General features: G+C 67.6%; 24 protein-coding genes and 3 pseudogenes. 12 read left to right on the forward strand and 15 right to left on the reverse strand.

Translation table 11 applies throughout. The annotated features are described in order from the left end of the window. Positions 1–125 precede the first annotated feature (125 nt). Genes VD972_RS37305 through VD972_RS37315 form a run of 3 tightly spaced genes read right to left on the reverse strand, consistent with a single transcriptional unit; the run spans position 126 to position 3,330 of the window. A complete protein-coding gene (locus VD972_RS37305) occupies positions 126–2,639 on the reverse strand; it encodes a hypothetical protein (RefSeq protein ID WP_324993593.1) in 2,514 nt (837 codons plus the stop codon). Next, entirely contained in the window at positions 2,636–3,115 is a 480-nt protein-coding gene (locus VD972_RS37310; RefSeq protein WP_324993594.1) for a hypothetical protein, read from the reverse strand. The genes VD972_RS37305 and VD972_RS37310 overlap by 4 nt, the downstream gene beginning before the upstream one ends. Positions 3,116–3,156: 41 nt before the next feature. Further along, positions 3,157–3,330 carry a hypothetical protein gene (locus VD972_RS37315; RefSeq protein WP_324993595.1) on the reverse strand — a complete coding sequence of 58 codons (174 nt, stop codon included), beginning with the start codon at positions 3,328–3,330 and terminating at the stop codon, positions 3,157–3,159. Positions 3,331–3,336: 6 nt separating this feature from the next. Here VD972_RS37315 and VD972_RS37320 point away from each other — a divergent pair, with 6 nt between their 5' ends. From VD972_RS37320 to VD972_RS37335, 4 genes and pseudogenes are all read left to right on the forward strand, one after another. After that, positions 3,337–3,723 (forward strand): alcohol dehydrogenase catalytic domain-containing protein, encoded by a 387-nt coding sequence (locus VD972_RS37320; RefSeq protein WP_324993596.1) that lies wholly within the window; start codon positions 3,337–3,339, stop codon positions 3,721–3,723. 53 nt (positions 3,724–3,776) lie between these two features. Then, a pseudogene (locus tag VD972_RS37325) lies at positions 3,777–3,920 on the forward strand (NADP-dependent oxidoreductase); the annotation flags it as partial. Positions 3,921–3,996: 76 nt separating this feature from the next. Beyond that, positions 3,997–4,352 (forward strand): annotated as a pseudogene (locus VD972_RS37330) (ATP-binding protein); the annotation flags it as partial. Positions 4,353–4,486: 134 nt separating this feature from the next. Continuing rightward, a complete protein-coding gene (locus tag VD972_RS37335) occupies positions 4,487–5,221 on the forward strand; it encodes a hypothetical protein (protein WP_324993614.1) in 735 nt (244 codons plus the stop codon). Between the two features lie 59 nt (positions 5,222–5,280). On the opposite strand, the gene VD972_RS37340 is transcribed toward VD972_RS37335, so the two are convergent. Next, the gene (locus VD972_RS37340) at positions 5,281–5,868 is read right to left on the reverse strand and encodes a serine hydrolase domain-containing protein (protein ID WP_324993597.1); all 588 of its coding nucleotides are present in this window, start codon (positions 5,866–5,868) and stop codon (positions 5,281–5,283) included. 108 nt (positions 5,869–5,976) lie between these two features. Here VD972_RS37340 and VD972_RS37345 point away from each other — a divergent pair, with 108 nt between their 5' ends. Continuing rightward, positions 5,977–6,486: a hypothetical protein gene (locus VD972_RS37345; protein ID WP_324993598.1), complete on the forward strand. Its 510-nt coding sequence runs from the start codon at positions 5,977–5,979 to the stop codon at positions 6,484–6,486. 186 nt (positions 6,487–6,672) lie between these two features. After that, positions 6,673–8,607 carry a hypothetical protein gene (locus VD972_RS37350; protein ID WP_324993599.1) on the forward strand — a complete coding sequence of 645 codons (1,935 nt, stop codon included), beginning with the start codon at positions 6,673–6,675 and terminating at the stop codon, positions 8,605–8,607. 8 nt (positions 8,608–8,615) lie between these two features. On the opposite strand, the gene VD972_RS37355 is transcribed toward VD972_RS37350, so the two are convergent. Both VD972_RS37355 and VD972_RS37360 read right to left on the reverse strand, forming a co-directional pair. After that, positions 8,616–8,936 carry a hypothetical protein gene (locus VD972_RS37355; RefSeq protein WP_324993600.1) on the reverse strand — a complete coding sequence of 107 codons (321 nt, stop codon included), beginning with the start codon at positions 8,934–8,936 and terminating at the stop codon, positions 8,616–8,618. A 171-nt stretch (positions 8,937–9,107) separates the two neighbouring features. Beyond that, entirely contained in the window at positions 9,108–12,218 is a 3,111-nt protein-coding gene (locus VD972_RS37360; protein WP_414654191.1) for a CHAT domain-containing tetratricopeptide repeat protein, read from the reverse strand. 83 nt (positions 12,219–12,301) lie between these two features. On the opposite strand from VD972_RS37360, the gene VD972_RS37365 reads away from it, so the two are divergent. Continuing rightward, the gene (locus VD972_RS37365; RefSeq protein ID WP_324993602.1) at positions 12,302–12,424 is read left to right on the forward strand and encodes a hypothetical protein; all 123 of its coding nucleotides are present in this window, start codon (positions 12,302–12,304) and stop codon (positions 12,422–12,424) included. Between the two features lie 127 nt (positions 12,425–12,551). Here VD972_RS37365 and VD972_RS37370 read toward each other — a convergent pair whose 3' ends face one another. From VD972_RS37370 to VD972_RS37385, 4 genes are all read right to left on the reverse strand, one after another. Further along, positions 12,552–13,925: a hypothetical protein gene (locus tag VD972_RS37370; RefSeq protein ID WP_324993603.1), complete on the reverse strand. Its 1,374-nt coding sequence runs from the start codon at positions 13,923–13,925 to the stop codon at positions 12,552–12,554. Between the two features lie 107 nt (positions 13,926–14,032). Next, entirely contained in the window at positions 14,033–15,670 is a 1,638-nt protein-coding gene (locus VD972_RS37375) for a PQQ-binding-like beta-propeller repeat protein (RefSeq protein WP_324993604.1), read from the reverse strand. A gap of 196 nt (positions 15,671–15,866) precedes the next feature. Further along, positions 15,867–16,298, reverse strand: coding sequence for a phosphotransferase (locus VD972_RS37380; protein ID WP_324993605.1), 432 nt, complete (start codon positions 16,296–16,298; stop codon positions 15,867–15,869). After that, on the reverse strand, positions 16,295–16,786 hold the full coding sequence (locus tag VD972_RS37385) for a phosphotransferase (RefSeq protein ID WP_324993606.1): 492 nt from the start codon (positions 16,784–16,786) through the stop codon (positions 16,295–16,297). The genes VD972_RS37380 and VD972_RS37385 overlap by 4 nt, the downstream gene beginning before the upstream one ends. Positions 16,787–16,900: 114 nt before the next feature. On the opposite strand from VD972_RS37385, the gene VD972_RS37390 reads away from it, so the two are divergent. The 3 genes from VD972_RS37390 to VD972_RS37400 all read left to right on the forward strand — a co-directional run bounded on the left by VD972_RS37390 (position 16,901) and on the right by VD972_RS37400 (position 20,848). After that, positions 16,901–17,785, forward strand: a complete 885-nt coding sequence (locus VD972_RS37390; RefSeq protein WP_324993607.1) for a DUF2381 family protein — start codon at positions 16,901–16,903, stop codon at positions 17,783–17,785. 13 nt (positions 17,786–17,798) lie between these two features. Next, positions 17,799–19,583: a serine/threonine protein kinase gene (locus VD972_RS37395; RefSeq protein WP_324993608.1), complete on the forward strand. Its 1,785-nt coding sequence runs from the start codon at positions 17,799–17,801 to the stop codon at positions 19,581–19,583. Between the two features lie 71 nt (positions 19,584–19,654). Further along, on the forward strand, positions 19,655–20,848 hold the full coding sequence (locus VD972_RS37400; RefSeq protein WP_324993609.1) for a hypothetical protein: 1,194 nt from the start codon (positions 19,655–19,657) through the stop codon (positions 20,846–20,848). A 429-nt stretch (positions 20,849–21,277) separates the two neighbouring features. Here VD972_RS37400 and VD972_RS37405 read toward each other — a convergent pair. The 5 genes and pseudogenes from VD972_RS37405 to VD972_RS37425 all read right to left on the reverse strand — a co-directional run. Beyond that, a pseudogene (locus VD972_RS37405) lies at positions 21,278–21,607 on the reverse strand (DUF2381 family protein); the annotation flags it as partial. A 64-nt stretch (positions 21,608–21,671) separates the two neighbouring features. Next, positions 21,672–22,427: a DUF5953 family protein gene (locus VD972_RS37410; RefSeq protein ID WP_324993610.1), complete on the reverse strand. Its 756-nt coding sequence runs from the start codon at positions 22,425–22,427 to the stop codon at positions 21,672–21,674. Beyond that, positions 22,424–23,338 (reverse strand): DUF6310 domain-containing protein, encoded by a 915-nt coding sequence (locus tag VD972_RS37415; protein ID WP_324993615.1) that lies wholly within the window; start codon positions 23,336–23,338, stop codon positions 22,424–22,426. The genes VD972_RS37410 and VD972_RS37415 overlap by 4 nt, the downstream gene beginning before the upstream one ends. Positions 23,339–23,715: 377 nt before the next feature. After that, positions 23,716–23,910, reverse strand: coding sequence for a hypothetical protein (locus tag VD972_RS37420; RefSeq protein WP_324993611.1), 195 nt, complete (start codon positions 23,908–23,910; stop codon positions 23,716–23,718). Positions 23,911–23,963: 53 nt separating this feature from the next. Then, complete coding sequence (locus VD972_RS37425) at positions 23,964–24,602, reverse strand: hypothetical protein (RefSeq protein ID WP_324993612.1); 639 nt, start codon at positions 24,600–24,602, stop codon at positions 23,964–23,966. Between the two features lie 162 nt (positions 24,603–24,764). Here VD972_RS37425 and VD972_RS37430 point away from each other — a divergent pair, with 162 nt between their 5' ends. Together VD972_RS37430 and VD972_RS37435 are read left to right on the forward strand one after the other, a co-directional pair. Continuing rightward, entirely contained in the window at positions 24,765–25,853 is a 1,089-nt protein-coding gene (locus VD972_RS37430; protein ID WP_324993613.1) for a glucose 1-dehydrogenase, read from the forward strand. Between the two features lie 106 nt (positions 25,854–25,959). Further along, positions 25,960–26,076, forward strand: a 117-nt coding sequence (locus VD972_RS37435) for a trehalase-like domain-containing protein (protein WP_324993616.1), incomplete at its 3' end; no start/stop codon positions are given.

A 26,076-nucleotide genomic window follows, 5' to 3' on the forward strand; every position in this document is an offset into this window, starting at 1 on the left:
TACCTGCACGACGGGCGGCTGCTGACGCTCGAGGACTCGGTCGAGTTCTTCAACATCGTGCTGCAGTCGAAGCTGAACCAGCAGCAGAAGGCCGACCTGATCGAGTACCTGCGCGCGCTCTGACGTCAGAGGTTCGAGAACTGGTGGGCGAGCTTCACCTCGGTCCAGTACCGGTTCGGCGCGCCATTGACCTTGATGCAGACCTCCGGGCTCGAGTTCGCGGGCACGTTCTCGAAGATGTAGAGGGTGTCGGCCGCTCCGCCGTCGGAGGAGAGGCGCTGCGGGACGACCGGCACCCGGTCCTGCTCGGTGCAGCCGGGGCCGCGGAACATCTCGAGCGTGATGTCGTCGGCGGTCGGGTTCCTGTTCCGGTCGGCCCCGTAGACGCGCACCGCGTACATGTGCGTGTGGCCGCTGGGTGACGGCTGGTGGCGGAAGCGCTTCCAGAGCGCCTGCGGGCGGCCGCACACCGTGGTCGTGGTGGCGAAGTGGCTGTCCGGATCCTCCGCGCTGATCGGCGGCAGCAGCGTCGAGTTCGGCTGGCGGAGGCCGAGAGTGATCGGCGTCGGGCCGTACTTGCCCATGCACATGTCGAGCGCGGTGCCCGAGCGGGCCGTCCCGTCGCCGTCGGCGAACGGGGCGTAGACCGGCGTGTTGGTCACGCCCAGCCAGTCGCAGAGGCTGTGCTCGGAGGAGAGCGGCTGCGTCGCGCTCACCTCCTCCGGACCGCAGGCGTCGCGCAGGTGCGGCTCGAGCATGTCCGCGCACGCGCTGCATGCATCTCCCGAGGTCGGCGAGGCCATGCACGCGGCGCGGGCCAGCTCGAGGTTCTTGGCGTCGTCCTCCTTGCACCAGTGGGGCAGCTCGCCGAACCGGAACGCGCGCTGGATGGCGGCGGCCGCGGGGACGCAGGACGGCTGCGACCGGAGCCCTCCGTCGAGGGCGATGACCACCGTCTTGTCGCAGAACGCTCCGTTCGAGCAGTCCATGTCGTTCTGGCAGACCGCGCCCGGCTCGGCGTTCCAGTCGCGGTGGTTCTTCGGCTCGAGGAAGGGAATGAGGCCGGCGCGCACGTCCGCCTCCCAGTGCGCCGAGCGCGGCACGTCCATGTACGAGGCCATGTCGGGGTGATCGGTCGCGAGCGACGTGCTGGTCGGGTTGTCGCGCGCCTCCATGATGAACAGCCAGGCCAGGCGCACCGCCTCGGTGCGGAACTGGGCGGCGAGGATCTGCTTCTCCAGCGGCGTGACGTTCGTCTCCAGCGACGCGCGCGCCTTGTTCTCGATCGCCCCGGCGAGCAGGTCGGTGACGAAGCGGCTGAAGTTGACGGGGTGCAGCATCCGCTCGGGGGTGAGCTCGGCGAGGTCGTGGTGGATGCCGAGCGACAGGTACATCGAGGAGTTGGTCAGACGCATGTCCCAGCAGGGCTCGTCCGACGACGACGTGGGCTTGCGCATCGGGAACGGGTAGTCGGTGTCGATCTCGGGCAGGTTGCGCCCGGCCGTGTTCGGGCCCGCCAGGTACACCTCGCGGAACCCGAGCGCGGCGCAGTGGAGCATGCCGGCGATCTGCGGCTCGTTCTGTGCGCCGTGCATCGTGCGCACCGACCAGCCCGGGACGCGCGAGGTGCACTGCTCGAGGTAGAGGTCGCCGCCGCCGGCGAGCTCCTGGGCGGAGACGCCGTGGCGGTACTTGATGATCGGCTCGAAGCTGAGCGGCTGAAACGGGCCCGGCATGCACGCGCGGTCGTGGGTGCCGGTGATCGCCCGGGTGCCGTGGATGACGCCGGTCATCAGCGTGGCGTGGAAGCCGGCGAGGTAGTCGTAATCGCGCGAGGGCGGCACGAGGTACCCCCACCGGTGCCACATGTGCCCCGAGGACCACGCGTCCTGCAGGAAGTGCGACGCGAAGGCCTCGAGCGCCAGCGCCTCGCGCTCGCACTCCTCGAGGAAGGCGTTGCCGAGCAGCGACCTCGAGTGGAACGGGTCCTCGAGCAGCTTGGCGTCGTGTCGCGCGCAGTCCTGTGCGGTGGTCATCGCCAGCTGGTGGTAGTGGTCGTAGTAGGCGCGCGCGAGCGGCGGCCAGTGGCTGGCGTTGAGCGCGCCCATGTGGCCAGCGAACTCGTGACACGAGTCGATCCGCTTGAGCGTGTCGGCCTGGATGTTCGGGACGGCGCAGTGCTCGTTGGCGAGCATGAAGTCGGCCAGGCTGTGGCTGACGTCAGGCAGCTCGGCGAACTCGGCGAGGTGCTTCTCGCGCAGCTCGAGCTTCTTCATCGAGCCGGGCGCGGCTGGAGCGAGCGACGGAAAGTTCTGCAGATCGGGCAGCAGCGTTCCGTCGGTGTAGACGTTGACCTCGACGGGTCCGGTCAAGGTCGGCGGCAGCCCGGCGATCGCCATCGCCTCGGCGGCAATCTGTGCGTGCTCGCCGAGCTGCTTGCCGCGCGCGGCGACCCGGCCGGCGAAGCAGCTCGTGTACACGCCTTCGCGCTGGTCCATCGCGCAGACGCTCTCGGCGAGGATCTGGCTGGTGGCGAGGTCTCCGCCGATCGACCCGCCGGGGAACGACGAACGGCACATGCCCTGCCAGGCCCAGGCTGGGGCCGCTGCGAGGAGCGCTCCGATGACGAGCGCTCTCATGGCTGCACCTGCTCGGCGAACCCGGGGATGCAGCGCCCGGTAAGGATGCTCTCCTCGACCGCGCGGCGGTCGTTCTGGGTGCGCCGGTAGGCCTCCTTGAATTCGTCGAGGCACGCCTTGGGGCAGCAGTCGTCGCCGCCCTCGTCACTCGGGCAGACGGAGATCTGCGGGACGCAGCCGCCGAACGGGCCGTTGGGATTGGCGCGCACGCAGTCGACGACCCGGCCCATGCAGCCCGCCCAGCGGGTGATCGGATCGTCGAGGTTGGCGTCGTAGCCGAGCTGGAGCGTGAACCCCTCGGCTCTGGCCTCGTGGAGCTTCGGGAGCCCGGCGGTGGTCTTGGGCAGCGCGGCGGCGAGCTCGGGCGGCAGCTCCTTCGAGACGGGAGCGCCGGGCGCGTTGGCGGGCGGGGGATCTCCGGAGAAGAGGTGGCAGCCGGCGGCGAGCAGCGCCGTGGCCACGAGGGCGATTCTCATGGGCATCAAGACCTCGGGTGGGCGAATCGGTTCCCGCTCCATCAGATCCACGGAGAGAGAAGTCGATCGATCATCGCACACAGCGACGGCTCGGCCGACTCGATTCGCCGGCTCTTGGCGATGTCGACGTCGAACATCCGGGTCCTGATGTCCTTCGCGAGGACCTCGTCCATCACCACGAGGTTGAGCTCGTCGTTGAACTCGAGGCTGCGCACACTGAGATGCTGCCCGTCCCCAAGCCGGGTGAGCACGAGCTCCTCCTTCGGATGGACACGGCCGGGATTGGCGTCTGGGATCCGTGGGTACGGGAAGGCGGGTTCGACGACGGCTCGACGCGTTTTCCCTACGTCATGGGCAACGACGGAGCGGGCGTGGTGGTCGCCGTCGGCCCCAAGGTTCGCCGCCTGCACGTGGGAGATCGCGCCTACGGCTACCAGATGGAGGGAGGCTTCTACGCCGAGTACGCCAAGCTCAAGGAGGACAGCGCGGCACTGATCCCGAAGGGCCTGGACGTCTCAAGGAGGCGGGGGCGCTCGGAGCAGACGGCATCACGGCGTTGCGGGGGCTGGAAGATCAGCTGCGGCTGCGCAGCGGACAGTCACTCATGATCATCGGCGCGAGCGGCGGCATCGGACACATGGCCGTGCAACTGGCCAAGCGAATGGGGGCCCGGGTGCTCGCGGTGGCGTCGCAGTCGGACGGCGTGAAGCTGGTCCAGAGACTTGGCGCGGACGTCGCAATCGATGGGCGGAGCGAGGACGCGGCGAAGGCCGCGCGCGAGTTCGCGCCCAAGGGGCTGGACGCGGCGCTCGTGCTCGCCGGTGGAGACGATGTGAATGAGGCGCTGGAGGCAGTGAAGAATCGGTGTGCTCACCCTCGCCTCGGCGGTACCCAGGCTGAAGGTGGACAAGCACAAGGTGCTGCAGATCCTCGTCAACCTCATCACCAACGCGAAGGACGCACTGGACGCAGTCCCCGAGGGGAGCCGCAACCTGCGCGTGCGGCTCAACGCGGAGGGGAGGCTGGCGCGCATCCAGGTGGTGGACGATGGGATGGGATTCGGGCCCGAGGTGCGGCCGCGGCTCTTCACACACGGCTTCACCACGCGCAAGGACGGCCACGGCTTCGGCCTGCACACGAGCGCGCTGGCGGCGCAGCTGCTTGGGGGGCGCCTCATGTTGGAGAGCGAGGGATCGGCAAGGGCGCCGTGGCCACGCTGGAGCTTCCGCTCCCCTGAAGAGAGAGCTGAGAGGAGGCCTCGATACGCGCGTCCCAGAAGCCGCGCTCGCCCGAGTGGGATCGCTCTCGCCAGGGCCCCTGCTACAATGGCGGCGAGCGCGTCTGAAGACAGACGCTGTGGCTGGAGGCGCCATGCGCGGTCTGGATTTCAGTTCCTGGCAAACCCTGCTCGCGACCCTGATCGGGCTGGCGGTCATTTCCCTGATCGGCGTGGGCATCCGCCTGCTGGTGATGCAGACCGTGCAGCAGAGGCGCGAGCGAGACAACCGCCAGATCAACGAACGCCTGCGGACCCTGATCGCCGCCTACAAGACGCTGGGTGGATCCTTCACCGGCGACCTGAGCGTGGATCCCACCCACCTGCGCGACCTGCGCCGCCGCGCCGTGCAGCTGGCCGAAGGCGAGGCGGTCACCAATGCCGATGGCGCGCTGGTGCTGTCGCAGGCGGTGGACGGCACCGCCGGTGAGCGCGCCCGCCGCATCCGCGACGCGGTGGAAGCAGCGCTGTCGGACGTGATCTTGCTGGGCACCGACGAACAGGTGCGCCTGGCCGCCCGGGCCGCCAACGACATGGTGGAGGGGCGCCCCATCCAGACGGCCGAGCTGGTGGTGTCGCTGCGCAATTTCATCCGTGAAGTGCTGGACCTGGATGCCATCCCCGCCGATCTGCCGATCCCCGCGCAGGGCCCCACGCGCCCGGCCACCGCTGGCAAGGGCGGCACCGGTGGCAAGGACGGCGACAGGGCCGGTAGCGGAAAAGGAGGGAGCGGAGGCGGTGCCGGCATGGCCGCCGGCGGTGGCACGGGCATGGGCGCGGCAATGGGGATGGGTGCCGGGATGCGGGATGACGATGAGGCGGCTCGGTAGAGCAGGCCGGCCCCGCGACAGCGCATAGCCGCTGAGATCGCCAGGTGGCGCCTCAGGGCTCAAGCGTCACCTTCAACCCCTCGAGGCCACCCTGTACCACCGCCTCCAACAGCTCCGCCTCGGTGGGTCCTCGGTCGCTGCGAGTGTAGTCGGCGTGTTGCAGGTCCACGCTCGGAATGCCCGAGGGATGGGTCACCAGGTAGCGCACCGTCACCGGTGACGGGTCTGGGGGAGAGCACTGCGGCCAGCTCCGGGATGTAGAGGGCCACGGGATCATCCAAGGTGAGCCGCCCCGCATCCCGCAGCTGCAGCAACGCCATGCCCGTGAGCACCTGGGTGACCGAGCCGAGGCGGAAGACCGTCTGCGGCGTCACCGCTCCTCCCTCGGGTGTTCGCTGGCCATACCCCAGGGTGAGCACTCCCTCGCCAGCTTGGAAGAGGGCCACCGCGGCGCTCGGAATCTCCTGAGCCTTGAGCTCGCGATCTATCTCTGCAGCATGCGCAAAGCGCAGAGCAGGGGCGGGCGTAGCCCAGGGCAGCTTCTCCACCGTGTAGGTCTCGATGTACGGCACGAACCAGCTCCGGTCGTCGAGCATGCTCGGCCGGAGGTTCACGAAGGCGTCCATGCCCTCGGGCCGCGTGAACATCCACCCCGTCAGAAAGACCGCAGCCAGGGACGCCGCCTGGAATCGTTTACACATCTATTGATATGACGTGGCCTCGGGGCGTGTGTTTCGGTTAGCAAGGAGATTGCCATGGTAGTCAAGCACGTCATAGCGGCGATGGGTCTGGCTGGGGCGGCAATATCACTTCAGCCGGCGATGGGCGCTGACAAGTCGGCCGGGGCCGCTCTAGCGGTGTCGTTCAAGCCTTGCAGTAAAGGCCCGGATGGGCGAGGCCATGACACCTGGACCCTCAGTGGCATCAGAGTAAATGGAGCCCAATTTATCGACGAAGACCAAGGCGGCGTTGTCGTCGTCACAAAGGGAAGCAAGCTCACTTTCACTCTTACCGGGGCCAATACCAAGGCCGCCCCGAGCTCGAGGATCGGAGTCTATTGGATGTCGAAGGTCGACATGGTATTTCGCGGGGTAAAGCCGAACTTCGGGCCGGTAGTGGCCGGCGAGAAGGTCACTGGCAGCTTCGACTTGACCACCGACGTCACCCTCCCGGGAGGACACTATCCGGTCAAGATTAAGATCAGCCATGCTAGCCACTTGCTGGTCTGCGCCACGTTCAGCATGCGTATCATTGACCCCAGCTGAGCGTCCCAGCGAGAAGCGCCCCGACTTGTCCAGCATTCACTTGCAGACCTACCTCTCGAGCCAAGGGGCCAGGAGATTCCCGCGTCTCCGTCCGGCCAGGGAGTCGCCGCTCCCCTTCTTCTCATGAGAGTGTTCCGTCCTTGCGTCTCCTGGGCGCGAGCTCGGGCACGAAGGAGTCATGAACGTATGAGGAAATGGATGCGAGGAGGCTTCACCGGGTTGCTGACGTCGCTGCTGCTGGCGGGGACAGCCTGCTCGAATGAGGAGACAGCGCCGAGCCTGCCACCCCTCGAGGTGCCAGAGGGATGCAACCCCATCGCCGCGGAGAGTGACTGCCTCCTGCCCTTCCCCTCGGACGCCTTCCTTGCGGAAGACTCTGCCCTGCCCTCGGGGCGCCGCGTGAAGTTCACCGAGGCCGTGAAGCTGAAGGCGCAGAGCGGCTCGCACTTCGACTTCACGGAGCTGCACCCGGCGGACGGCTGGTCTCACGGCACCCAGATCCTCGCCCTCTTCCCGGGGGGCGTGGACGCCACCCAGCTCCCTTCCGTTGGCAGCCCCACCTCTGCGAAGGACGGCCCGACGGTGCTGCTCGACGCCGAGCGCGGTGAGGGCCTGCTCCACTTTGCCGAGCTGGACCCACGGGCTCCTGGCGACGACCGACGCGCGCTGCTCCTGCGGCCCCTCGTCCGGCTGCGCAACCAGGCTCGCTACATCGTCGCGTTGCGCGGGCTGAAGGCGAAGGATGGAAGCCCGGTCCCCACGCCCGAGGGCTTCCGCCGCATCCGGGAGGGCTTGACGAAGGGGGATCCGCTCCTGGCGCCGCTCGCCCAGCGGTACGAGCAGGAGATCTTCCCAGCGCTGGAGGCCGAGGGCATCCCTCGCGCCGAGCTGCAGCTCGCGTGGGACTTCACCACCCAGTCGCAGGAGAACGTGACCCGGGACATGCTCGACGTGCGGCGCCTCGCCCTGGAGGCACTGGAGGCCACCCCGCCCGCCGTCTCGGTGAGCGAGGTGAAGGATGACGTGGACGCGAACATCGCCCGGCGCATCACCGGCACCCTGCGCGTGCCGCTCTTCCTGGAGAGCGCTCAGCCGGGCGCGCTGCTCGCCCGGGACGCCCAGGGCCTCGTGAAGCGAAACGGGGAGGTGGAGGTGCCCTTCACGCTGCAGATTCCTCGAAGCGTCTGGGGGCAGTCGGTCGCCCCGGTGCGCCTGCTCCAGTTCGGCCATGGCTTCTTCGGAGGCCGGGGCGAGGCGGACGGCAGCTTCGTGCGGCCCTTCATCCAAGCCACGAAGATGGTGGTGGTGACGGTGGACTGGTGGGGGATGTCCTCCGCGGACGCTCCGGGAGTGCTGGCCGCCATGGGCGGAGCTCCGGGGCAGACGCTGCGCTTCACCGACCGCGTGCACCAGGCAATGGTCAACCAGATCGCCGTCACCCAGGCGGCTCGCACCACGCTCAAGGACATCGCGGCCCTGCAAGACAATGGGGTGCTCGTGTACGACCCGGAGCAGACGTACTTCTACGGGATCAGCCAAGGACACATCCTCGGGGGCACCTACCTGGCACTCAGCCCGCACGTCACGCGCGGCGTGCTGAGCGTGGGGGGAGCCGACTTCTCGCTGATGATGTTCCGGGCCAGGCCCTTCGGGTTGTTCCTGGGCGCCATCGCCCAGAGCGTGCCGGATGCGCTCGACCAGCAGAAGTTCGCCGCGCTGCTGCAGACGGGCTTCGATCGCATCGATCCCCTCACCTACGCGCCCCACGTTCTCGCCTCGCCCTACCCAGGCGCTCCCGCGTCGCGCAGGCTGCTCGTGCAGTACGGCCTGGGGGATGCCCAGGTCCCCAACGTGGCCACCGAGCTGCATGCCCGCGCCCTGGGCCTGGTTCAGCAGCTCCCCGCCACGCGCGAGGTGCCAGCGCTCCCGCATGAGCGGGGGGCGCTGGAGGGCTCGGCGCTGGTGCAGTTCGACTTCCAGCTGCCGGAGCCCTTGCCGGGCACCGTGGCGGACCTGCCGTCCCAGGACAACCCCGTCCACGAGGGAGTGCGGCGCGACGGGGCGGGGCGGGATCAGGTGGAGCGCTTCCTCCGGCCCGACGGGAGGGTGGAGGCCCGGTAAGGAGGGGCTCAGCGGACGAACATGGCGATCAGGAAGGCGCCTACGGCTAGCACGGCGATGACAATGAGCGCGGGAGGGCTGGCCTGGAAGATGGCCCCGAAGTTCTCCTCGCCCTCACGACCTGGCCTGGGGGTCTTCTCTCCCACCGCCCTGTCGATGAGCAGCACGGCGAGGCTGGCGGCGATCCACCCTCCGAGCACGAGCCAAGGCACGGACGGCATCGCCGCCCCGATGATGAGCGCCACAGCGGCGATGGCGAAACCGATGATGAAGGCCCACGTCGTCTTGTTGCGGACACCGGGGGTACGAAACGTCGATGCATTGGCCATGGTGCAGCCTCCTCGGAGGCAATATGGCCACCCAGCAAGGGGTGGGAGTGATCCCGCGCCAAGGCTGCCAGGAGGCATGGAGGAGGAGGGCCAGCCCGCCTCCTTGCTTCTGGACGAGAAAGAGCCTGGCCCCTTCACGAACGCCGCCCGGAGAACAGGCCGCTCAGCGCTCTACGGGTGTTGGGGGGTAGGTGCAAGCCCTCGCAAAGGCGCGTCCTTGCCGATGACAATAAAGGGCGCCCAGAAGTGGGGATGGGGCTGCTTCTCGCGCAAGGCGAGCATGGACTCCCGTAGCGCTACAGCGCGTCCCTTGCCGGCGAGCAAGTGGCGGTAGTAATCCTCCATGAGCTCGGCAGTCGTCGCGTCATTGACTCTCCACAGGCTCATGACGAGCGTCTCAGCTCCGGCGACGACAAGGGCGCGGCGCAGGCCGTAAACGCCTTGGCCGAGCTTCACATCGCCGCGGCCGGTGTCACAAGCGGACAAAACGACCAGCTGGGTGCCCCACAAGTCGAGCCCTGCGAGCTCGAGCGCTGTGACCAGCGCGTCGTCCAGGCGGCGCCTGGCGGTCTCATCGTCCTTCGTCGCCGAGGTCCGAGCGCCAGCGAGGACGAGGCCGGAGCGAAGCATGGGGTCAGGCGCACGCTGGGCGAGCCTCGTATCGCCGAGCGCGCCGAAGGAGCCGACCGCGCGCGCCCCCGCTGGCGCGGCGGGGTTTCCGAGGAAGAAGCCATGAGTGGCGATGTGGAGGATGCCCGGCTTCGCGAGATGGAGGAGCCGCTCCTTGGTAGCCTCGGGGCCAAGGAAGACCTGCGCCTCGGGGATGAGGCGCTGGAGGGCTTCGGCCTCCTGACGTGTGCCGGGTAGCGATGCCCAGGGCTGGCCGGCGAGATCGGCGCGCAGTGTCGAGAAGAAACGCTCGACGGGATAGAAACGCTCGGCCAACTGCGGCGCGCCCATCGGTGAGGCGGTTTCAGCAGCGGGTGGAGTGCCAAAGTCCGGATCGGCGAGGACGACCAATGAGCGCGCCGGTGAAGTTTCGTCCGGGCGAGGCAGGAGATCCTTACCGGAGGTGAGATAGGTGAAATCGAGCGTATCGACGAGGAAGCGTTGGCCGTCGTGGAGGGCGGCAAACGGAACGAGGCTGAGCTGACCGTCGGGCGCCAGGAAGATCCGGCGGGTGTCGCCGAGCAGTGGGAGGAGAGGCTCGAACGCAAGGCGATAGAGCGCTTGGGCAACACCTTGATAATGGGCGTCATGACGGGCGAGGGCATCGCGCAGGCGCGAGGCGGCGCGGTCAATGGGCGCGGCGGGGCCGAGATCCAGAGCGCGGATGCGTGCGCCTGGGCGGAGCACCAGCGCGAGGTATCGGAGCTGACTGGGAATCTTCGATCCCGGCCGGCGAGGTCGAAGCACGATCGGGCGGTCTTGATAGGCGATGAGCTCGACGAGCGCGCCATCCTGAGGGAGGGCGGCAGCGACGCGGTCGACGACGTCGGCGGGAGGAGGCAGTGCAGTCAACGCGCGCAAGACTGCCGAACGCCTGGCCAGGTCAGCTTCGAGGGAGTCGCCCTGGTCGGCAAGCTCCTTTAGGCGCTGTTGGTAGTCGGCATGAGTGAGCGAACCGGGGCCGTCGAGCGACAGCTTGGCAAGCTGGGTACGCAGGCCGCGTAACCGATCGAAGGTATGGCGGTCTTGGGCACCCAGGCTGCGATAGATGATGCGGGAGGTGTTGGCGGTCTCCTCGGCGGAGCGGCCCTTGAGGAGCAGTGCGGCGGTGAGAGCCAGGTGTCGCACGCTGGCGTCGTCTGGGTGCGCGCGGACAAGGGCGTAGAGGTACTCCTCAGAGGAGCGAAACATCCGGAGAGAGTTCTCCAAGCGTGCTCCGGAGAAATCGAGTGCCTCCCGGCGCAAGCGCTCCTCGGAGAGGGTAAAGGCGCGCCCGAGCATGGGCAGGGCGTCGGCGGGGCGATGCTGGACCAGGTGAAGGTGAGCAAGATTGCGGAGTGACAGAGCAACGAGGGGATGGCTCTTGTCATAGACCGCTTCCCGAATGGCGAGCGCGCGCTGATGGAGCGGCTCGGCTCGACGGTAGAATCCCTGGGCCATATAGAGTCCAGCGAGGTGGCTGAGCGAGCTGGCGACGAGAGGATGGTTCTCGCCGAAGGCCGCTTCCCAGATGGCGAGTGCGCGCTGATGGAGCGGCTCGGCTCGACGGTAGAATCCTTGCGCCGCATAGAGTCCGCCGAGGCGGCGGAGCGAGCTGGCGACGTGCGAATGAGCCTTGCCGAGGGCCGCTTCCCGAATGGCGAGCGCGCGCTGATGGCGCGACTCGGCCTGACCGTACCTTCCCTGCATCATGTATATGTCCGCGAGGGAGTGGAGCGTGTAGGCGACTTCGGAATGGTTCTTGCCGTGGAGCGGATAGGCGACTTCGGAAGGGTTCTTGCCGTGGGCCGCTTCCAGAATGGCGAGCGCGCGCAGATGAAGCGGCTCGGCCCGTCCGTACAGCCCCTGGTCCGCGTAGAGGAGGGCGAGGTCGTTGAGCGCTTCGGCGAGCTCGGGATGGTGTTTGCCAAGCGCCGCTTCCCGAATGGCGAGCGCGCGCTGATGGAGCGGCTCGGCCCGTCCATGCATCCCCTGGTTCGAGTAGAGGCTGGCCAGGAGGCTGAGTGGGTCGGAGACACCAGGGTAGTTCTTGCTGAGAGGCGCTTCATCAATGGCGAGCGCGCGTTGGAAGAGCGGCTCGGCCCGACCGTACAACCCCTGGGACTTGTAGAGGACGGCGAGGTAGTTGAGAGATTGGGCCACGTCGGGATGGCGCTCTCCTAGAGCCGCTTCCCGAATCGTGAGCGCACGCTGAAAGAGCGGCTCGGCCCGTCCGTACAATCCTTGCTCCATATAGAGGAGGGCGAGACCATGGAGCGAAGAGGCAATCTCGGGATGGTTCTTGCCAAAAGCCACTTCTCGAATGGAGAGCCCGCGCTGGAGGAGCGGCTCAGCACGGGCAAAGTTCCCTCGCAACCGGTAGAGGTCACCCACCAGGTTCAGGCAGTGGGCGACCTCTGGATCCGTGCCCCCGAGCACGGCCTCCCGTAGCGCGAGCGCACGCTCACCATAGGGGATAGCGTCAGCGTACTTGCCTACGTCCCAGAGCTTCGTCGCCTCGTCAAAAGCCGCCTGTGCCTCCACCAGCTGCGGAGCCATCTCAGCATTCTGGGCCATTGCTTCCGAGGCACAGCAAAGGACCACCACCGCTGTCCACCCGAGCACTCGTCGCATGTCCATGTCCATGTCCAACGATGGGTGCCTCAGCTGTGCTCACGAGGTTTCACGGCATCTTCGCTCCGGGTTGGGATGGACCCATGACCCAATTCGCCGCTGCCACGCGTTCCCTCGTCGTTGAACGGGTGATGCCGCATCCGCCAGAGAAGATCTGGCGCGCCCTCACTCAAGGCCCGCTGCTCGAGAAGTGGCTGATCGGGTGACGAGGTCATTGTCATCACCTGGCTTCATCGTGCGGATCGCGGGGTGCTCGAGGTGCACCCGCGCGATCGTGCGCGAGATCTCCGGAACCCGGTTGCGGATTGGACCGATCGAGGCCGGCGCACCGGGCTACTTGAACTCCAGGGTGCCGTCCAGCTGGGTCGACCACGTCCTGGCGAACGGACCCTGGGTAGGGTTCTGCGCGAAGAAGTCCTCGTAGCGAAGGGTTCCACCCTGGAAGCGAGAGCTGAGCGTGACCCTGTACTGGCCATAGGTGAACGGGGACGAGTAGGGCCACACCTCGCCCGGTAGACGGAAGGGCGTGAAGGAAGTTACCGAGCCTGGCGCCGTGACGCGCCAGGAGAACTTCCAGGGGAGGTACTCATTCGGAGAGGACAGGTCCGGGGAGAGGGTCAGCTCGACCCTCTGCGCCTCGGCATCGGCTCTCCATTGGAAAGAGAGATCCTTGGACGAGACCGAGCCGGGCTCGTGCCACGTGCCCAGGGTGGGCGACGTGAGGGTCATCGGCTTCGGGAGAGAGAGTGTCCCCGAGGAGAGGTTCTCCACGGGGACCCCTGTGTATGCCGCCCCCGCAGGGAGATCGGAGGAGAAGCCTACAGAGATGCCGAGCCTCGCGAGCGTCGTCTCGAAGGGAGCTGTCAGCGCAATCGCCGGCACGGAGGACGGAAGCCGCGACGGGTCTGAGCCAAAGGTGTCCTCCGAGAGCGCGAAGAGGTACCTGTTGTCCTGGTAGAAGGAGAGCGTGGCGCTGCTGAAGCGCTGCTGGTAGGCGGACGCGCCGTCGATCGTCAGCTTCAGCTCCTGGTCCACCAGGTGGTCGAGCGAGAGATCCTGCCCGGCGGTCTGCTGCCCTTCGAGCACGGTGACGCCCTTCCTCAGGCCGACCGCCTTGAGGCCCGACACATCGGAGTGGCGTTCGAGCACGAACAGGTTGACCACCGCTGGCAGGGTGCCCGTGGCCAGGATGCGGTAGCTCCCGTCCAGAGTCACTGGGGCCTCGCCCGAGACTCCCGCCCCGACGACCCTGACGAACGTGTTGCGTGGATCCGCGAGCCCGGACACCTTCCCAGTGATGAACGCGCTCTGCGGGGTCGTCGCGGGCGGATCCTTCGGGGTGAACTGCAGCCAGACCTCCGACGTGTTGACCGCGAGGTAGGTGTACGCTTGCGTGTAATCATCCTCACCCACCGGATGGTGCAGCACCAGGGTGATGTCCTGCGGTCCCTCGAGTGAGGGATCCTCGAAGGTCACGTCACTCGAGGGGCCAATCTGCTGGAGGAACCGGCTTCCATCCCCGAGCAGGACGTGAGCGCTCGTTGCCTTCTCGCTCACCTTGGACTCCCAGAAGCGCGTGTGGATCGTCACGGAGCCCTTCACGCCAGCGGGGGTGTCACCGCCGCCCCCGGTGTCCGTGGGTGAGGATCCACTGCCACAAGCGGTCACCCACCCCGACAGCACCAGCGCAAGAAGGACTCTCTTCATCCAAGTCATCGCTCTCCCCCTGTTGAACGTCTCTGCGTGGGCCCCGAGAAGGGGCTCACGAGAGGGAGAGCCGGTGACGTGATGAATGATGCAACGAATCTGCGGGCCTACTTCAGGTTGACGGCGCCCAGGCTGTTCCTGCCTTGCACGTACAGCACGCCGTTGGCCGAGAGCGCCAGGCTGCCGGGCTCCCAGTAGGACCACACCGGCAGATGCGTGGCGAGATCGATGGCGTGCACACGCTTGCTGGTGCTGACGAAGACCAGGTTGTCGGTGACGAGCACATCGCTGAAGTGGCCCCGCTCGTCGTGCCGGGCCCTCTCACCGGCGTAGCTCGGTGCCCAGCTCCAGAGCAGCGCGCCGGTCGCTTCGCTTCGCGCCTCCAGGCGATAGGGCGAGGTGTTGGCGACGTAGATCACCCCGTTGGCGATCGCCGGGTTGCCGCCGTAGCGACCTTTGATGGACCAGTTCTTGTCGCGGGACGCGGGGTTGAAGCTCACCAGGAAGTTGTCATGGAAGACGTTGCCGCCGTTCACGACGACCACCGAGCCATTCGAGCCGATGACGGGCGCGCCATACGTGCTCCAGCCGCTCCACTCGAACGAGAGGGTGTCGTCGATGGTGAAAGAGACGGCCCCGGTCGACTTGTCCAGCGCGCTGAATACGCCGCCGGTGTAGGCATAGGCGTACTGCGCGTCCACTGCGGGCGTCCACTGATCGTACTGCAGCAGCCTCCCGAACCAGCGCTGGGCCCCATCGACGAAGTTGAACGCGTACATCCCGCCGTGGGACCCGCCATTGGTATAGACGACACCGCCCTCGACCGTGGGGGCGTAGTAACGATTCCACTGTGAGAAGAAAGGCGCCTTCGAGAGCTGCGCCCCGGTGGCTGCATCGAAGGACCACATGAACGTGGTGTCGTGGCCGCTGGTGGCGGCAAAGACCTTCCCGCCCGAGACCGCCGGCGGATTGATCTCATATGCGCTGAAGTTGATCTGCCACTGCTGCTCCTTGTCACTCTCTCTCAGCGCGAACAGCTTGGGCCGCGAGACAGTGGACTCCCTCTCGGGGCTTGACAGGTAGATCAGCCCCTGGGCGACGACCAGCGGGCTCAGCCCGTCTGTATTCTCTGGGGCCATCCAGCGCCACCGAGGCGAGAACTGGCTTGCGTCCAGGGTGACGGGGACATAGCCCGTGTGCGCGGCGTTGCCCTGGAACGTCTCCCAGTCATTGACGTGGGCCCAACGGGTGAGCGGCCTCAGGTCCGTGTCCGGAACGATCCGGAAGTCATACGGCAGGAACCAGGGAGAGCCCGGATGCTGTGAGCCGCAGCCCGTGTCGCGGCACAGCCGCACCTCGAGCTTCCCTTGATGGCGCCCCACCAGGAGCGTGGGCTTCGTGGAAAACGTGGCGAAGTAGGAGCCCACCCACTGTGGGTCGGGCTTGATGGTGACCTCCGGCATGAGCACCCCGGCGGCATCGACGACGGTGACATGGACCTCGCCGGAGAAAGGGGCGCTCAGCGTCGCCTTGACGCCCAGCTCCACCGAAGCGCCAGCGGCGTAGGTCTCCGACAGACTGCTCGGTACGAAGTCCACCTCTGGGTGGGGAGGCGGTGGTGTGGAAGGAACCTCGGAGGGCGGGGTCGACAGCCCGCCCCCATCATCGTTGCCGCCACCACCACACGCGACCACCCATCCCAGCACGACCAGCGCTGAAACGATTCTCTGCCTCGAGCACGTCATGAAGCTCCCCCTGATGAAAATCACAGCCGTGGGCCAAACAGGTGCCCCACAGGGGAGAGCCGGTGAGCGGGAGAATGATGCAGAAAATCCCATCCGTCGGTCCGGCGCTCACCGATATAGGGGCCGCGCTCGGCTCAGGACTCGGCACCTGGCCAGGCCGCCCTCCGCTGCGGCGAGGAGGGGAGAGTGAAGGGGGCTATCCGGTGGCGCCGTAGCGGAGCGCGTCCCGGCCGGTTCGCACGAGGGCCGGGTCTCCTTCGCTCCGCCCATACAGCAGCAGCACCACCCCATAGTGGAACGCCCGGAAGCGTGCGCGGTCCCACGTGGCGTCGTCGATTCTGCCGTAGGCCGCGCGAAAGGCCCCGCGCGCCTCCGGAGGCAGGAAGGTGAAAGCGATCGTCAGATCGATCGCAGGATCCCCAAGGTGCACGTCTCCCCAGTCGAGCACCCCTGTCACGGCGTGGTGCCCATCGACGAGCAGGTGCCTGGCGTACAGATCCCCATGAACCCAGCAGGGGCGTCGTGTCCACGGCGGCGTGTCGATGAGCCGTGACACCTGGGCTCGTACCGCCGCTGCGTCCACTTCCGGGTCCTCCGCCTCCACCTGTGTGAGTCGCTCCAGGATCATCGGCGCGCGCGCTTGCGCAGGTCGGCCCGGGCGAGCTCATCTCCCGGGCCCCGAGCCAGCATCTCGTCGTCCACGGGGATGGCGTGCAGCGCCGCGAGGAATCTCCCCAGCGGCGCGGCATTCTGCTGGCGCTCCTCGGGCGTCCACTCCACGGCGCACGCGGTGACTCCGGGCAGCAGCGCATACCCGGCAAACGGATACGGGAAGTCCTCCTCGGGGCGGCCGTGCCATACCGGCTCGGGGATGAGCAGCGGCAGGTGGGGCGCCAGCCGGGGGAGGATGCGGGCCTCGTTCTCCAGGAGCCCCGCGGCAAGCTTGCGGCGGGGGAAGCGGAACACCCAGCGTCCATTCACGACGTACGCCGTGTTGTCCCAGCCCACTCCCAGCGGCTCCAGTCTCGCAGGGGCAAGCTCAGGGAACTGCCGCTCGACCAGGCGGGCGGCGCCCTCTTGCGTCAACGAGATGTCCGCTTCCCAGACCGGAGGCATGGCTGCTCCCCAGTCTCTCCAATAACACCCCGGAGCGGGTAGCGCTCTCACGGAAGCAGGTAGCGGAGGTGCTGCCATCAGCACTAGGGTGGTGACCTTGGAGGTTCTGCTTCCTTGGCCCAACCCATGACGTGGTGGCTCCTCGCCCCTCTGCTGGTGGCGAGCACCGCCGCTGCCCAGCCTCAGCTCCCCACTCGCCAGCGGCAAGATCGGCGCGCTGCGCTCCCCACCACTTCCGCCGAGCCCATCACCGAGGTGTACGTGGCCGCGGGCAACCTCACCACGGTGGCCTTCAACGGCCCCCTGGACCGGGACAGCCTCGTGGTGGACCGAACCCGCTTCAAGTGGGTGGACGTCGGTGACCGCCTGCTCGCCCTGGAGCCCTTCACGGACCTGGGCCCAGGCGAGAGGCTCATCATGCAGGTCGGCTTCAAGGACCGCGCCCTGCCCGCGAAGGCCGTCATCGCCGTCCTCTCCAAGCCGGACGTGATGGACGGGAAGGTGGAGGTGGACCGGCGGGCGAACACCCCCGAGGCCCTGCTCGCGGCCCTCACCCAGAAGGAAGCGGAGCTGGAGGAGCTCAAGAACCGGTACGCAGGCAGTGGACCTCCGAGCCTCGCCCTCTCTGAGTGGCTCCACAAGTGGCTGCGGCCCATCGAGTTCACCAAGGCGGTGGCTCCAGGAGACTCCAGTGGGTTGGTGGTGCGCGAGAGCATTGGCTATGAGGGGACATTCTCGGCGCTGGTGACCATCCGCGTGCGCAACCTCCCGGGGCAGAAGCCCTGGGCACTGGGGCAGGTACGGCTGACCGGCCCGGCAGGCGCTCCAGTGGCAGTGCTCTCGGTGCAGATGAAGCAGGAGCAACTGGCTCCAGGCGAGGCGGGGCTGGTGGTGGTGGAGACAAAGACGCCACCGTGGACGGCCGGCAAGGATTTCAGCGTGGAGCTGGTGGATGCCCGCGGCCAGCGGCGCCTTTTCTTCAACCTGATGACAAAGTAGGACGCCCCCGCCCATGACGACCGACGTCCTTCATCCGGATCACCTCCAGCCAGGGCACATGGTGGGCCCCTGGCGCATTCTGGAGTCGCTGGGGAGCGGTGGCTTCGGCCGCACCTTCAAGGTCGAGTGCGAGGGGGCGCTGTTCTCGCTGAAGATGGCGCTGCGCCCCGCCTCGGAAGACAAGGAGGTGGAAGGGCGGGCGACCCACGAAGGTGCCGCCCTCCTGGCGAACACCAGCCACCCCAACCTGCTGCGCCTGTACGCGGTGGGCCGCTGGCCCCACCCAAGCACCGGGTACTTCTACTTCGTCACCGAGTACGTGGAGGGGGAGACCTTCAACGACTGGCGCGCTCGGGCCCGTCCCACCGCAGCGCAGCTCGTGGACATCTTCCTGGCGGTGGTGCTCGCGGTGATGGAGCTGCACCGGCGCAAGCTCCTGCACCGAGACTTGACGGGCTCCAACATTGTCATCCGCAAGGGGGACAACAAACCCTTCTTCATCGACATGGGCAGCGTCTGGTTGCCGGGCTCCTCCACCCTCACGGAGAAGCTGCCGCCCAGCATGGTCCACACCCTGCCTCCCGAGTGCGTCTCCTTCCTGCGGCGCAGCACCAACGAGCAGGGCGAGCACTTCGACGCGGGAGTGGCGGGCGACCTGTACCAGCTCGGGGTGTTCATGTTCGAGGCGCTCACCGAGCACCACCCCTTCGACCCCAAGAAGCTCCCGGCGGCGGAGCTGTTCGCTGCCATCGAGACGCTCGTCCCACGCCCTCCGCACTTCCTCAACCCGGATGTCCCCGAGTCGCTAGGTCGCGTCGTCATGCAGTTGCTGGAGAAGCGGCCGGAGGATCGGCACGAGAGTGCCGCAGCCCTTCACAAGGCGCTGTGGGAGGCCGCCAAGGAGCGAAAGAACCGGGCCTGGAAGGTGCCACTGGTGCTCCCGGAGAGCGGGCCGCCTCCGGTCACCCAGGAGGAAGTGGAGGAGCGCAAAGCCCGGCAGCAACAGTCCGAGCGCAGATCTCAGGAGGCTCGAAAGCAGGAGGCGGAAGTACTCTCCGATAAGCAGGCCCTGGAGAAGATCCGGACAGCCGCCAAGGAGTTCGAAGCGGAGCTCCTGACCCTGGAGCAAGAGCAGGCCCGCCGCACCCAACGGCGCTGGAAGGTGGCTGCCGGGGTGGGCGTACTCCTCCTGGGACTTGCGCTCTTGGCCGCATGGCGGGTGTGGCTCACTCCCTCCATGACTCCCCACGCTGCATCCGAGAAAGGAAGTTCGCTCGTGTCCACCCTCAGCAACTCCCAGCCTGTCAGGGCCGTCGCCGCCTGGCTGTGCGTCACCTTCAGCGTCGGCTGCCCCGCAGCCCAAGTGCGGCCCTTGCCGGAGGATTGCTCTCAGGAGGCCATTCAGGGCATGGAGAAGATGAACCTGCTCGGCGAAGAAGGGTTGCCGGGGGGCTATCGCGTCGTCATCGACATCAACCAGCCCGGTACGGACGAGCAGGAGGGCATCTACCGCGAGGGAAAGATCGTCAGCAAGGTGGTGAAGTACTCGTGGACGGGCCCCCTGCCTGAGGGCACCCTCCTGTACGGGCAGCTCTGGACGGAGGGCCTCACGAAGTATGGGAAGGAAGCAGTCCTGGGCCGCTACACCGAGGCCCTCCTGCCGGATGGCCGCCGCGTTCCCGTCTGCTTCATTCTGTGGGATCAGACCGGGCTCATGATCAAGAATGAAGGCTCCGAGCCCGGCGCAGCCCGGTTGCCGCGCGAGGTGACCGTCCTGGCTGTCCGACGCTGGCCCTGAATCGTGCGCGACTGTGAGAAACTAGGGCCCTGACGAGACCTTGATCACCTGCGCTACGGAGGTGCCCTGACGTGGAGTTCGTGCTCGCTGGCTTCCTCTCCGCCGCGGCAATCACTGCGCTCCTCCTGGCGTGGTGGCTCCGGCAGCGACAGAGACCGGCCCCTTGCCTGCCGCACCAGTACCAGCTCGCGCCGCAGGCGGGGACCTTCGCACTGCGGGCTCTCGAGCCGGTGCCGCCGGTCGTGCGCGCTCCCCCCGTGCTCGAAGCCCAGTCGCCGGCCTGGCGCGCGGCGATGGAGAAGGTCGGGCATCGGCTGCGCCGCGCCGGGGTGCGCCAGGTGGTGTTCGTGCATGGCACCTTCGTCGGCCACGACCCCACCCTGATGTTCTCCGCCCTGGAGGGGCCGCTCTCCGCGCTGGGCCTGGGGCTCTTGCCCACCCTGCGGCGCCTCGCCAAGAGCTCGAGCGATCGGGTCTTCGGCGATCTCGGCAACTACACCGCCGAGTACGTCGCGCTCTTCGGGGGGGCTCTGGGCGGCGGCATCCAGGCGACGCGCTTTCTCTGGTCCTCGGCGAACCACCACATCGCCCGTCTGCGCGCGGCAGCAGACCTGCTGCGGCTCCTGGCCGCCGCGAGGCCCGGGCGTGGTGAGCGAGCGCTGCTCCTCGGGCACAGCCACGGCGGCCAGGTGCTCGCCCTGCTCACGCAGCTCGTCTATCCAGCGAAGACGGCGCCAGCGCTGTGGGCGGCCCTGAGCGAGATCGGCGAGCCCCAGGAGGAGCTGAAGGAGCTGGCGCGCATGGTCGCCTGTGCCCGGCTCGACATCGCCACCTTCGGCATGCCGCCCCGCTACGGCTTCGCGACGGGCCCGCGCTGCCGGGCCGTGCACGTGGTCAACCACCGGGGCGACGAGCCGCTCGCGGGCTCCCTGGGGGGCGTGCTCTACACGGAGGGCGGCGACTACGTGCAGCAGTGGGGAATCGCGGGCTCCGATCTGCCACCAACCACCGCGAAGGAGCGGGAGCTCGCCGCGCGCCTCGACGCCCTCCTCGGCGCAGGGTGGGATGTGAAGGCGTGGCTTCAGCACGTGCGCCACCGCGCTCGAGTGTCGCAGCACGGCTTCAGCTACCTGGTCGACTACGGCGACCGCGGCGTGGGCGGAATGCCGAACTGCCTGGGGACGTGCTTCGGGCACGGCGTCTACACGAGCTACGACGCCATGCTCTTCAACGCGCACCTGCTCGCAGCCCACTTCTACCGGTAGAGCATCGGTTCGGGCGCCAGGCGGGCCCGGACCGGTGGAGGGACTCAGGGGGTGGGAGCAGAGGAGGCTCGGGCGGCCTGCTCGGCGCGGAGGTGGCGCCGGGCCTGAAGGCGAGCCAGAGGCTCAGCCCGAGCAGTACTCCCCCCGCATCAACCAGCCCGTCCGCGACTCCGCGGCACAGCCGCTCTAAGCCCGGCCTGTCACCAGGAAGCCAGCGCCGGTGGCTCAAGGAGTTCCCCTTGACTCACGCGTACTGCGTGCGCAGGGCGAAGGGGAGCTGCGCACGGAGCGCGTTCGCGGAGATGGCCTCGCCGGCCCAGGGCCCGAGGCCGACGCACATGCACTCATAGAGCACCTTGGAGGGAGCTCCGTTGTCGACGCCGATCTGCTATCCGTGCCGGTCAGACTTCCTCGTCGGGCCCGAGCGGGTGCCTTCCCATCCGCAAAGAAAACCTCAAGTTCCTGACGCTCGCCGAACCGGTAGTCTTCCGCAACTCGGACGATGATCGCGCGCACGTCTATAGCCACCACCCGGATCCGCGATTCGTCGACCGTCAGCGTGTTCTTCTGGATGTCGGCGGGAAAGAGCAGGACCGTCAGCGTGTCCGCCGCGACGTGAACTTCGGGCAGGGGGGCGGCGGGGTTTCCGGTGACGGTGACGGGGCGTTCTCGCTTCGTGCGGCTCGGCGCGGCTTCGGCTCGCGCGGCAGCTCCCAGTAAGAGCGCGAGCGCAACGGCCAATCTAACGGGTACGATCAACGGTGGGTGAGCTCCTGGATTCGCACCCTACCTGTGCCCGCGCCGTGCGCCCTGAGCTGAGGGGTCACGGTGCCGCCCGCCCGCCGATCGCCGGGAAGCGCTCGTAGGCTCGCAGGAGCGCGCTCAGGTGGGCGGGGTTGTCGAGGTCCAGCGGCGTATCCGTGAGCTGCACGACCCACCCACCCGTTGCCGTGCTCCGCGCCCGCGTGAGCAACTCGGCATCGCGAGCAGGATCCGGGAATCCGATAGCCTTCGCGGCTGCGGCAGACCAGTAGTTCAGCCACCCAAGGTAATAGGGAATCTCAGGCGAGCGGATGTGCTCGAAGAGCTTCAGGGCGGGCAGCCCTCGGCGTGGGGAAGGCGGCCCTTCAAGCGTGGGGGCTGTCTGATACGCGATGTCCACCGCAGCGCCATCCGGTGTCGCACGCCCCCAGAACGCGCGTGTGCCCTCCGCTACGCGCTCCAGCATTCCCGTCGCTGCCGCGACAACCGCCGCATCTAGCGGCAACTTCGCATGGACTTCAAACAGGGCCTGACCGCCTGGGCTGAAGAGCCCCGAGCTTCCCCTGCCCATAACCGTCACGGGGTAATTCTCGTCCCCGTTGCACACAAGAGGGAAGCCCCCGTCCTTAATCTTTTCTACGAGCCACGCGTCGCGCTGTGGCAACGCAGCAAGCCGTCGCCCCTCGGTAACTCTCCACTCTAGACGCAAGCCGGGCAATGCCCGTTCCAAGCCATGAACGGCAGCGAGTGTGCGTTTGTCGTCACCCACGAGCGCAGGCGCGTAGACGGTCAGAAGGAGGCGATTTTGGGCGGTCATCGTTTGCATCCCGTGACGACGATCTTGAGGGAGGGCGCAACAGCGAGCAGCGCATCTTTGTGCGCTTGGGTGCTCACCCCAATGATGAAGTCATATCCACACACCGCCGCAGCTTTTCGCTCCTTTTCCATTTGCTCCAACTCCTTTTCAATCTCCCGATCCCGGATAAAGTCAGGATACGTGTCAAATCGGTGGGTCTTGATCTCCCACAGCACGCGCACGCCGACTTGCAGCGCATCGAAGCGCTCACCGCCCACGAATACGTCCATGCCGGGATAACGGTTGGGCGGAAACTTATCAGCACACTCGTTATGCGGGATATCTTCGCCCGCGTGCCGCACCGGGAGTGGCTTGCACTCCGGGCGCTCCGTCGGATCGGCTGATGCGGGAGGGAGCCAATCCCGACCCAAGCCCGTGGGCGTGGGCTCTCTGTTCGCTACGGGGTCCTGCTCACTGGATGGCCGTGTCTGAGCCTTGGGCTTCGCGCGCTCGCGGGATGCGTTGCGCTCATAAGCATCAATCCCCTCTTTGATGAGAACCGCCACCACCACGGTTCCAATAACAATCACTGCTCCAGTTACGACTACCGGCGACGCAAAGACGCAGAGCGCTACGCCCATAGGCACGGCAGCCGCAGCCGCGGGCGCAGAAGCGACAGCGCATTTTCCTGTGACATCACGAAGCCTGACCCTGTCGCGATCGAGCGTGTGAAAGCATCTCTCCGCCAGGATCGGCCATTCGTTGGACGCTTCGCTCACCACGCAAAGCCCGTCGTCCGTCCAGGGGTACTCCGCTGCCCGCAGCAGGTTGGCGTACCTCGGACTCGGATCCTCCACCTCGCCCGGGCTCGGATCCATCGTGGCGCAGGCCGAGAGTAGGAGCAGGAGTGCGATGCAAGTTCGGTGAGGCATGGCCACGTCCGTTCAAGCAACTGCGGGAATTCAGACTGTGTGCCTAGTCTCAACCAAAGAGGACTCGCGGTGAAGGCCCCCTGGAACCCTGCGGCGCGCTGCTAGCTGCCTGGAGCCGTGGTCCGCTGATGCGGAGGATGGCCAGCTCCATGTCCGGAGCAGCGACCTGCAAGGCCGCGTCCGCCACCCACCTGTGGCAACGATGAAGGCTGAGGTTACATGAAGCTCACGGAACCGAAGAAGCCCAGCAACCCTTGAGATCTTCTGCCAGCAGGGCCCGAGCAGGTCGAACGAGCCTTGTCGCTCTGGGCGTCCATGCCCAGGAGCAGCACGAGCATGCCGGTGATGATGGCTGGGTAGGAGATGAGCCTGTGGCGTCACCGGCGCCTGGCGAAGCTCCGGCGGAAGCCCTCGAGGGAAGCCTCGGAGGCGTTGAGCTGGGGACGGCGAGGCGGGTGCTCGCGCCTCGGAGAGGCCTGCGCTCTACGATCTACCCCGCGCGCGACCAGGAAGATCAAGGCGAAGAAGGCAAGGGTGGCGAGCAGCGGCAGGGCATTGAGGAGCTTGTTCATGGTGCGGGAGGGCAGAGGGGAGGATACCCCACCCGAGAGCCTTCCCTGGAGGCTCAGGGGGTGGGAGCAGAGGAGGCTCGGGCGGCCTGCTCGGCGCGGAGGTGGCGCCGGGCCTTGAAGGCGAGCCAGAGGCTCAACCCGAGCAGCACTCCCCCCACCGCTCCGAAGGAGCTGCCCACGATGAGCGGCCCTCGCCGGTGGTCGTGGAAGAGGATGAAGCCCTTTCTGCTCGCGAGGGGGTTGGCCCGGAAGAAGTTCACCACCTTCACCGTGTTGCGCGCCTGGGCCTCGTCCTCCAGCCACCGGGAGCTGAGCGGGAAGCTGCCGCGCGTCGTCTCCAGCACGGGCTTGTAGAGGGGCGCCGCGTCCTTCTTGCTGCTGCGGTTGCGCTCGATCGCCGCGCCCTGGAGCTCCTCGAGCTTGAAGTTCCCCACCAGCTCGCGTCCGAGCCAGCTGAACTGCAGGAGGGTGCAAGGGCCTCCAGGGTCACACCGCAGCTCCGTGCGCGCCTTCAGGTTGAGCATCATCAGGCTGAAGACGACGAACGGCGCGGCCAGCAGCAGGAAGGCCCCGGCGCCAATGGCCGTGGACCGTCCACGAGGAGCAGCAGCGCTATCGCCCGAAGAGGGCACCTGGGTCGGTTCCTGGGTCACGGGCGCAGTCACGGGCCCGTCATAGACCCGCGGGCTCACGGCGGCACCAGGAATCCGCAAGTGCGCACCGCAGAGCACTGGGGCTCTCCAGTCCCCGCTCGACTGTTCACCCAAGGGCCCTTGCCCCCATGAGTGGATGAAAGCCACGGGCCCATGCCCCATGTAGACGCTCGCGCGGGAGTGCCGCTCAGGAGGTACCTCATGAAGGCCGTGGCCGTGTTCCCGAAGTCTCGCGAGGTGCGCGTCCTCGAGGATGCGCCCGAGCCGCGGCTGCGCTCGGCCACGGAGGTGCGGGTCCGCACGCTGGAGGTAGGCGTGTGCGGCACGGACAAGGAGATCGCTGACTTCCGCTATGGGACGCCCCCCGAGGGTGAGGACTTCCTCATCGTCGGCCACGAGGCGCTGGGCGAGGTGGTGGAGGTGGGTGAGCATGTGCAGGGACTGAAGCCGGGAGACCTCGTGGTGCCGCGGGTGAGGCGGCCCTGCCCGCATGAGCGGTGCCCCGCGTGCCGGCACGGCTACCCGGACTTCTGCGTCACGGGGGACTACACGGAGCGCGGCATCCAGAAGCGGCACGGCTTCTGCTCGGAGTATTTCGTGGAGGACATGGCGTACCTGCACCGGGTGCCGGCCACGCTGCGTCAGGTGGCGGTGCTCACCGAGCCGCTCACCATCGCGGAGAAGGCGCTGCGCGAGGTGGAGCACCTGCAGGAGCGGCTGCCGTGGGACTTGAAGCCGGGGCGCGCGGTCGTGCTGGGCGCAGGCCCCGTGGGGCTGCTGGGCGCCATGGCGCTGCTGCGCGCGGGGTACAGCACCACGGTGTACTCGCGCACGCCCAAGCCCAACGAGAAGGCCGAGGCGGCCGAGCTGCTGGGGGCACCGTACCTCTCCTCGCAGCAGGTGCCGGTGGAGGAGCTGGCCCGGCGCGTGGGCCCGGTGGACCTGGTCTACGAGGCGGCGGGAGCCTCCAAGGCCGCGTTCGAGCTGCTGCGGGTGCTGGGGCCCAACGGGGTGTTCATCTTCACCGGGGTGCCGGGGCGCAAGCAGCCGCTGGAACTGGAGGGGGCGGCGCTGCTCAAGCAGCTCGTACTGAAGAACCAGCTGGTGCTGGGCACGGTGAACGCGGCGGACATGGACTTCGACGCGGCGTTGGAGGATCTGGCGCTCTTCCAGGCGCGCTGGCCGGGCAGGGTGGAGCGGCTCGTCACTGCGCGCCACCCACCCGAGGACTTCCAGAAGGTCGTCTCCGGCAAGCTGGGTGGCATCAAGCACGTCATCACCTTCGGGTAAGGGAGCTCGCACCATGGGAGGAGCGAACAACGAATCCGGAGACAGCTTCGGCGGGAGGCCGCCACCCAGACCGGGCCAGGGGCCAGGGCGGGCCTCTGGAGGCGCGGTGCCCATCGAGGAGCACGGCGTCATCGGGGACCTGCGCACGGTGGCGCTGGTGGGGACGGACGTCACGATCGACTGGCTGTGCTACCCGCACTTCGACAGCCCGAGCGTCTTCGCG

The sequence above is a fragment of the Hyalangium sp. genome, assembly GCF_035629615.1.
In the GTDB taxonomy this organism is placed as follows: Bacteria; Myxococcota; Myxococcia; order Myxococcales; family Myxococcaceae; genus Hyalangium.

Coding starts and splice junctions, on each gene's coding strand:
- VD972_RS37305 (WP_324993593.1), bottom strand. CDS start 2,639: ATGAGAGCGCTCGTCATCGGAGCGCTCCTCGCAGCGGCCCCAGCCTGG.
- VD972_RS37310 (WP_324993594.1), bottom strand. CDS start 3,115: ATGAGAATCGCCCTCGTGGCCACGGCGCTGCTCGCCGCCGGCTGCCAC.
- VD972_RS37320 (WP_324993596.1), top strand. CDS start 3,337: ATGCTGCCCGTCCCCAAGCCGGGTGAGCACGAGCTCCTCCTTCGGATG.
- VD972_RS37335 (WP_324993614.1), top strand. CDS start 4,487: ATGCGCGGTCTGGATTTCAGTTCCTGGCAAACCCTGCTCGCGACCCTG.
- VD972_RS37340 (WP_324993597.1), bottom strand. CDS start 5,868: ATGTTCACGCGGCCCGAGGGCATGGACGCCTTCGTGAACCTCCGGCCG.
- VD972_RS37345 (WP_324993598.1), top strand. CDS start 5,977: ATGGTAGTCAAGCACGTCATAGCGGCGATGGGTCTGGCTGGGGCGGCA.
- VD972_RS37350 (WP_324993599.1), top strand. CDS start 6,673: ATGAGGAAATGGATGCGAGGAGGCTTCACCGGGTTGCTGACGTCGCTG.
- VD972_RS37355 (WP_324993600.1), bottom strand. CDS start 8,936: ATGGCCAATGCATCGACGTTTCGTACCCCCGGTGTCCGCAACAAGACG.
- VD972_RS37360 (WP_414654191.1), bottom strand. CDS start 12,218: ATGCGACGAGTGCTCGGGTGGACAGCGGTGGTGGTCCTTTGCTGTGCC.
- VD972_RS37365 (WP_324993602.1), top strand. CDS start 12,302: ATGACCCAATTCGCCGCTGCCACGCGTTCCCTCGTCGTTGAACGGGTG.
- VD972_RS37370 (WP_324993603.1), bottom strand. CDS start 13,925: ATGAAGAGAGTCCTTCTTGCGCTGGTGCTGTCGGGGTGGGTGACCGCT.
- VD972_RS37375 (WP_324993604.1), bottom strand. CDS start 15,670: ATGACGTGCTCGAGGCAGAGAATCGTTTCAGCGCTGGTCGTGCTGGGA.
- VD972_RS37380 (WP_324993605.1), bottom strand. CDS start 16,298: ATGATCCTGGAGCGACTCACACAGGTGGAGGCGGAGGACCCGGAAGTG.
- VD972_RS37385 (WP_324993606.1), bottom strand. CDS start 16,786: ATGCCTCCGGTCTGGGAAGCGGACATCTCGTTGACGCAAGAGGGCGCC.
- VD972_RS37395 (WP_324993608.1), top strand. CDS start 17,799: ATGACGACCGACGTCCTTCATCCGGATCACCTCCAGCCAGGGCACATG.
- VD972_RS37410 (WP_324993610.1), bottom strand. CDS start 22,427: ATGACCGCCCAAAATCGCCTCCTTCTGACCGTCTACGCGCCTGCGCTC.
- VD972_RS37415 (WP_324993615.1), bottom strand. CDS start 23,338: ATGCCTCACCGAACTTGCATCGCACTCCTGCTCCTACTCTCGGCCTGC.
- VD972_RS37420 (WP_324993611.1), bottom strand. CDS start 23,910: ATGAACAAGCTCCTCAATGCCCTGCCGCTGCTCGCCACCCTTGCCTTC.
- VD972_RS37430 (WP_324993613.1), top strand. CDS start 24,765: ATGAAGGCCGTGGCCGTGTTCCCGAAGTCTCGCGAGGTGCGCGTCCTC.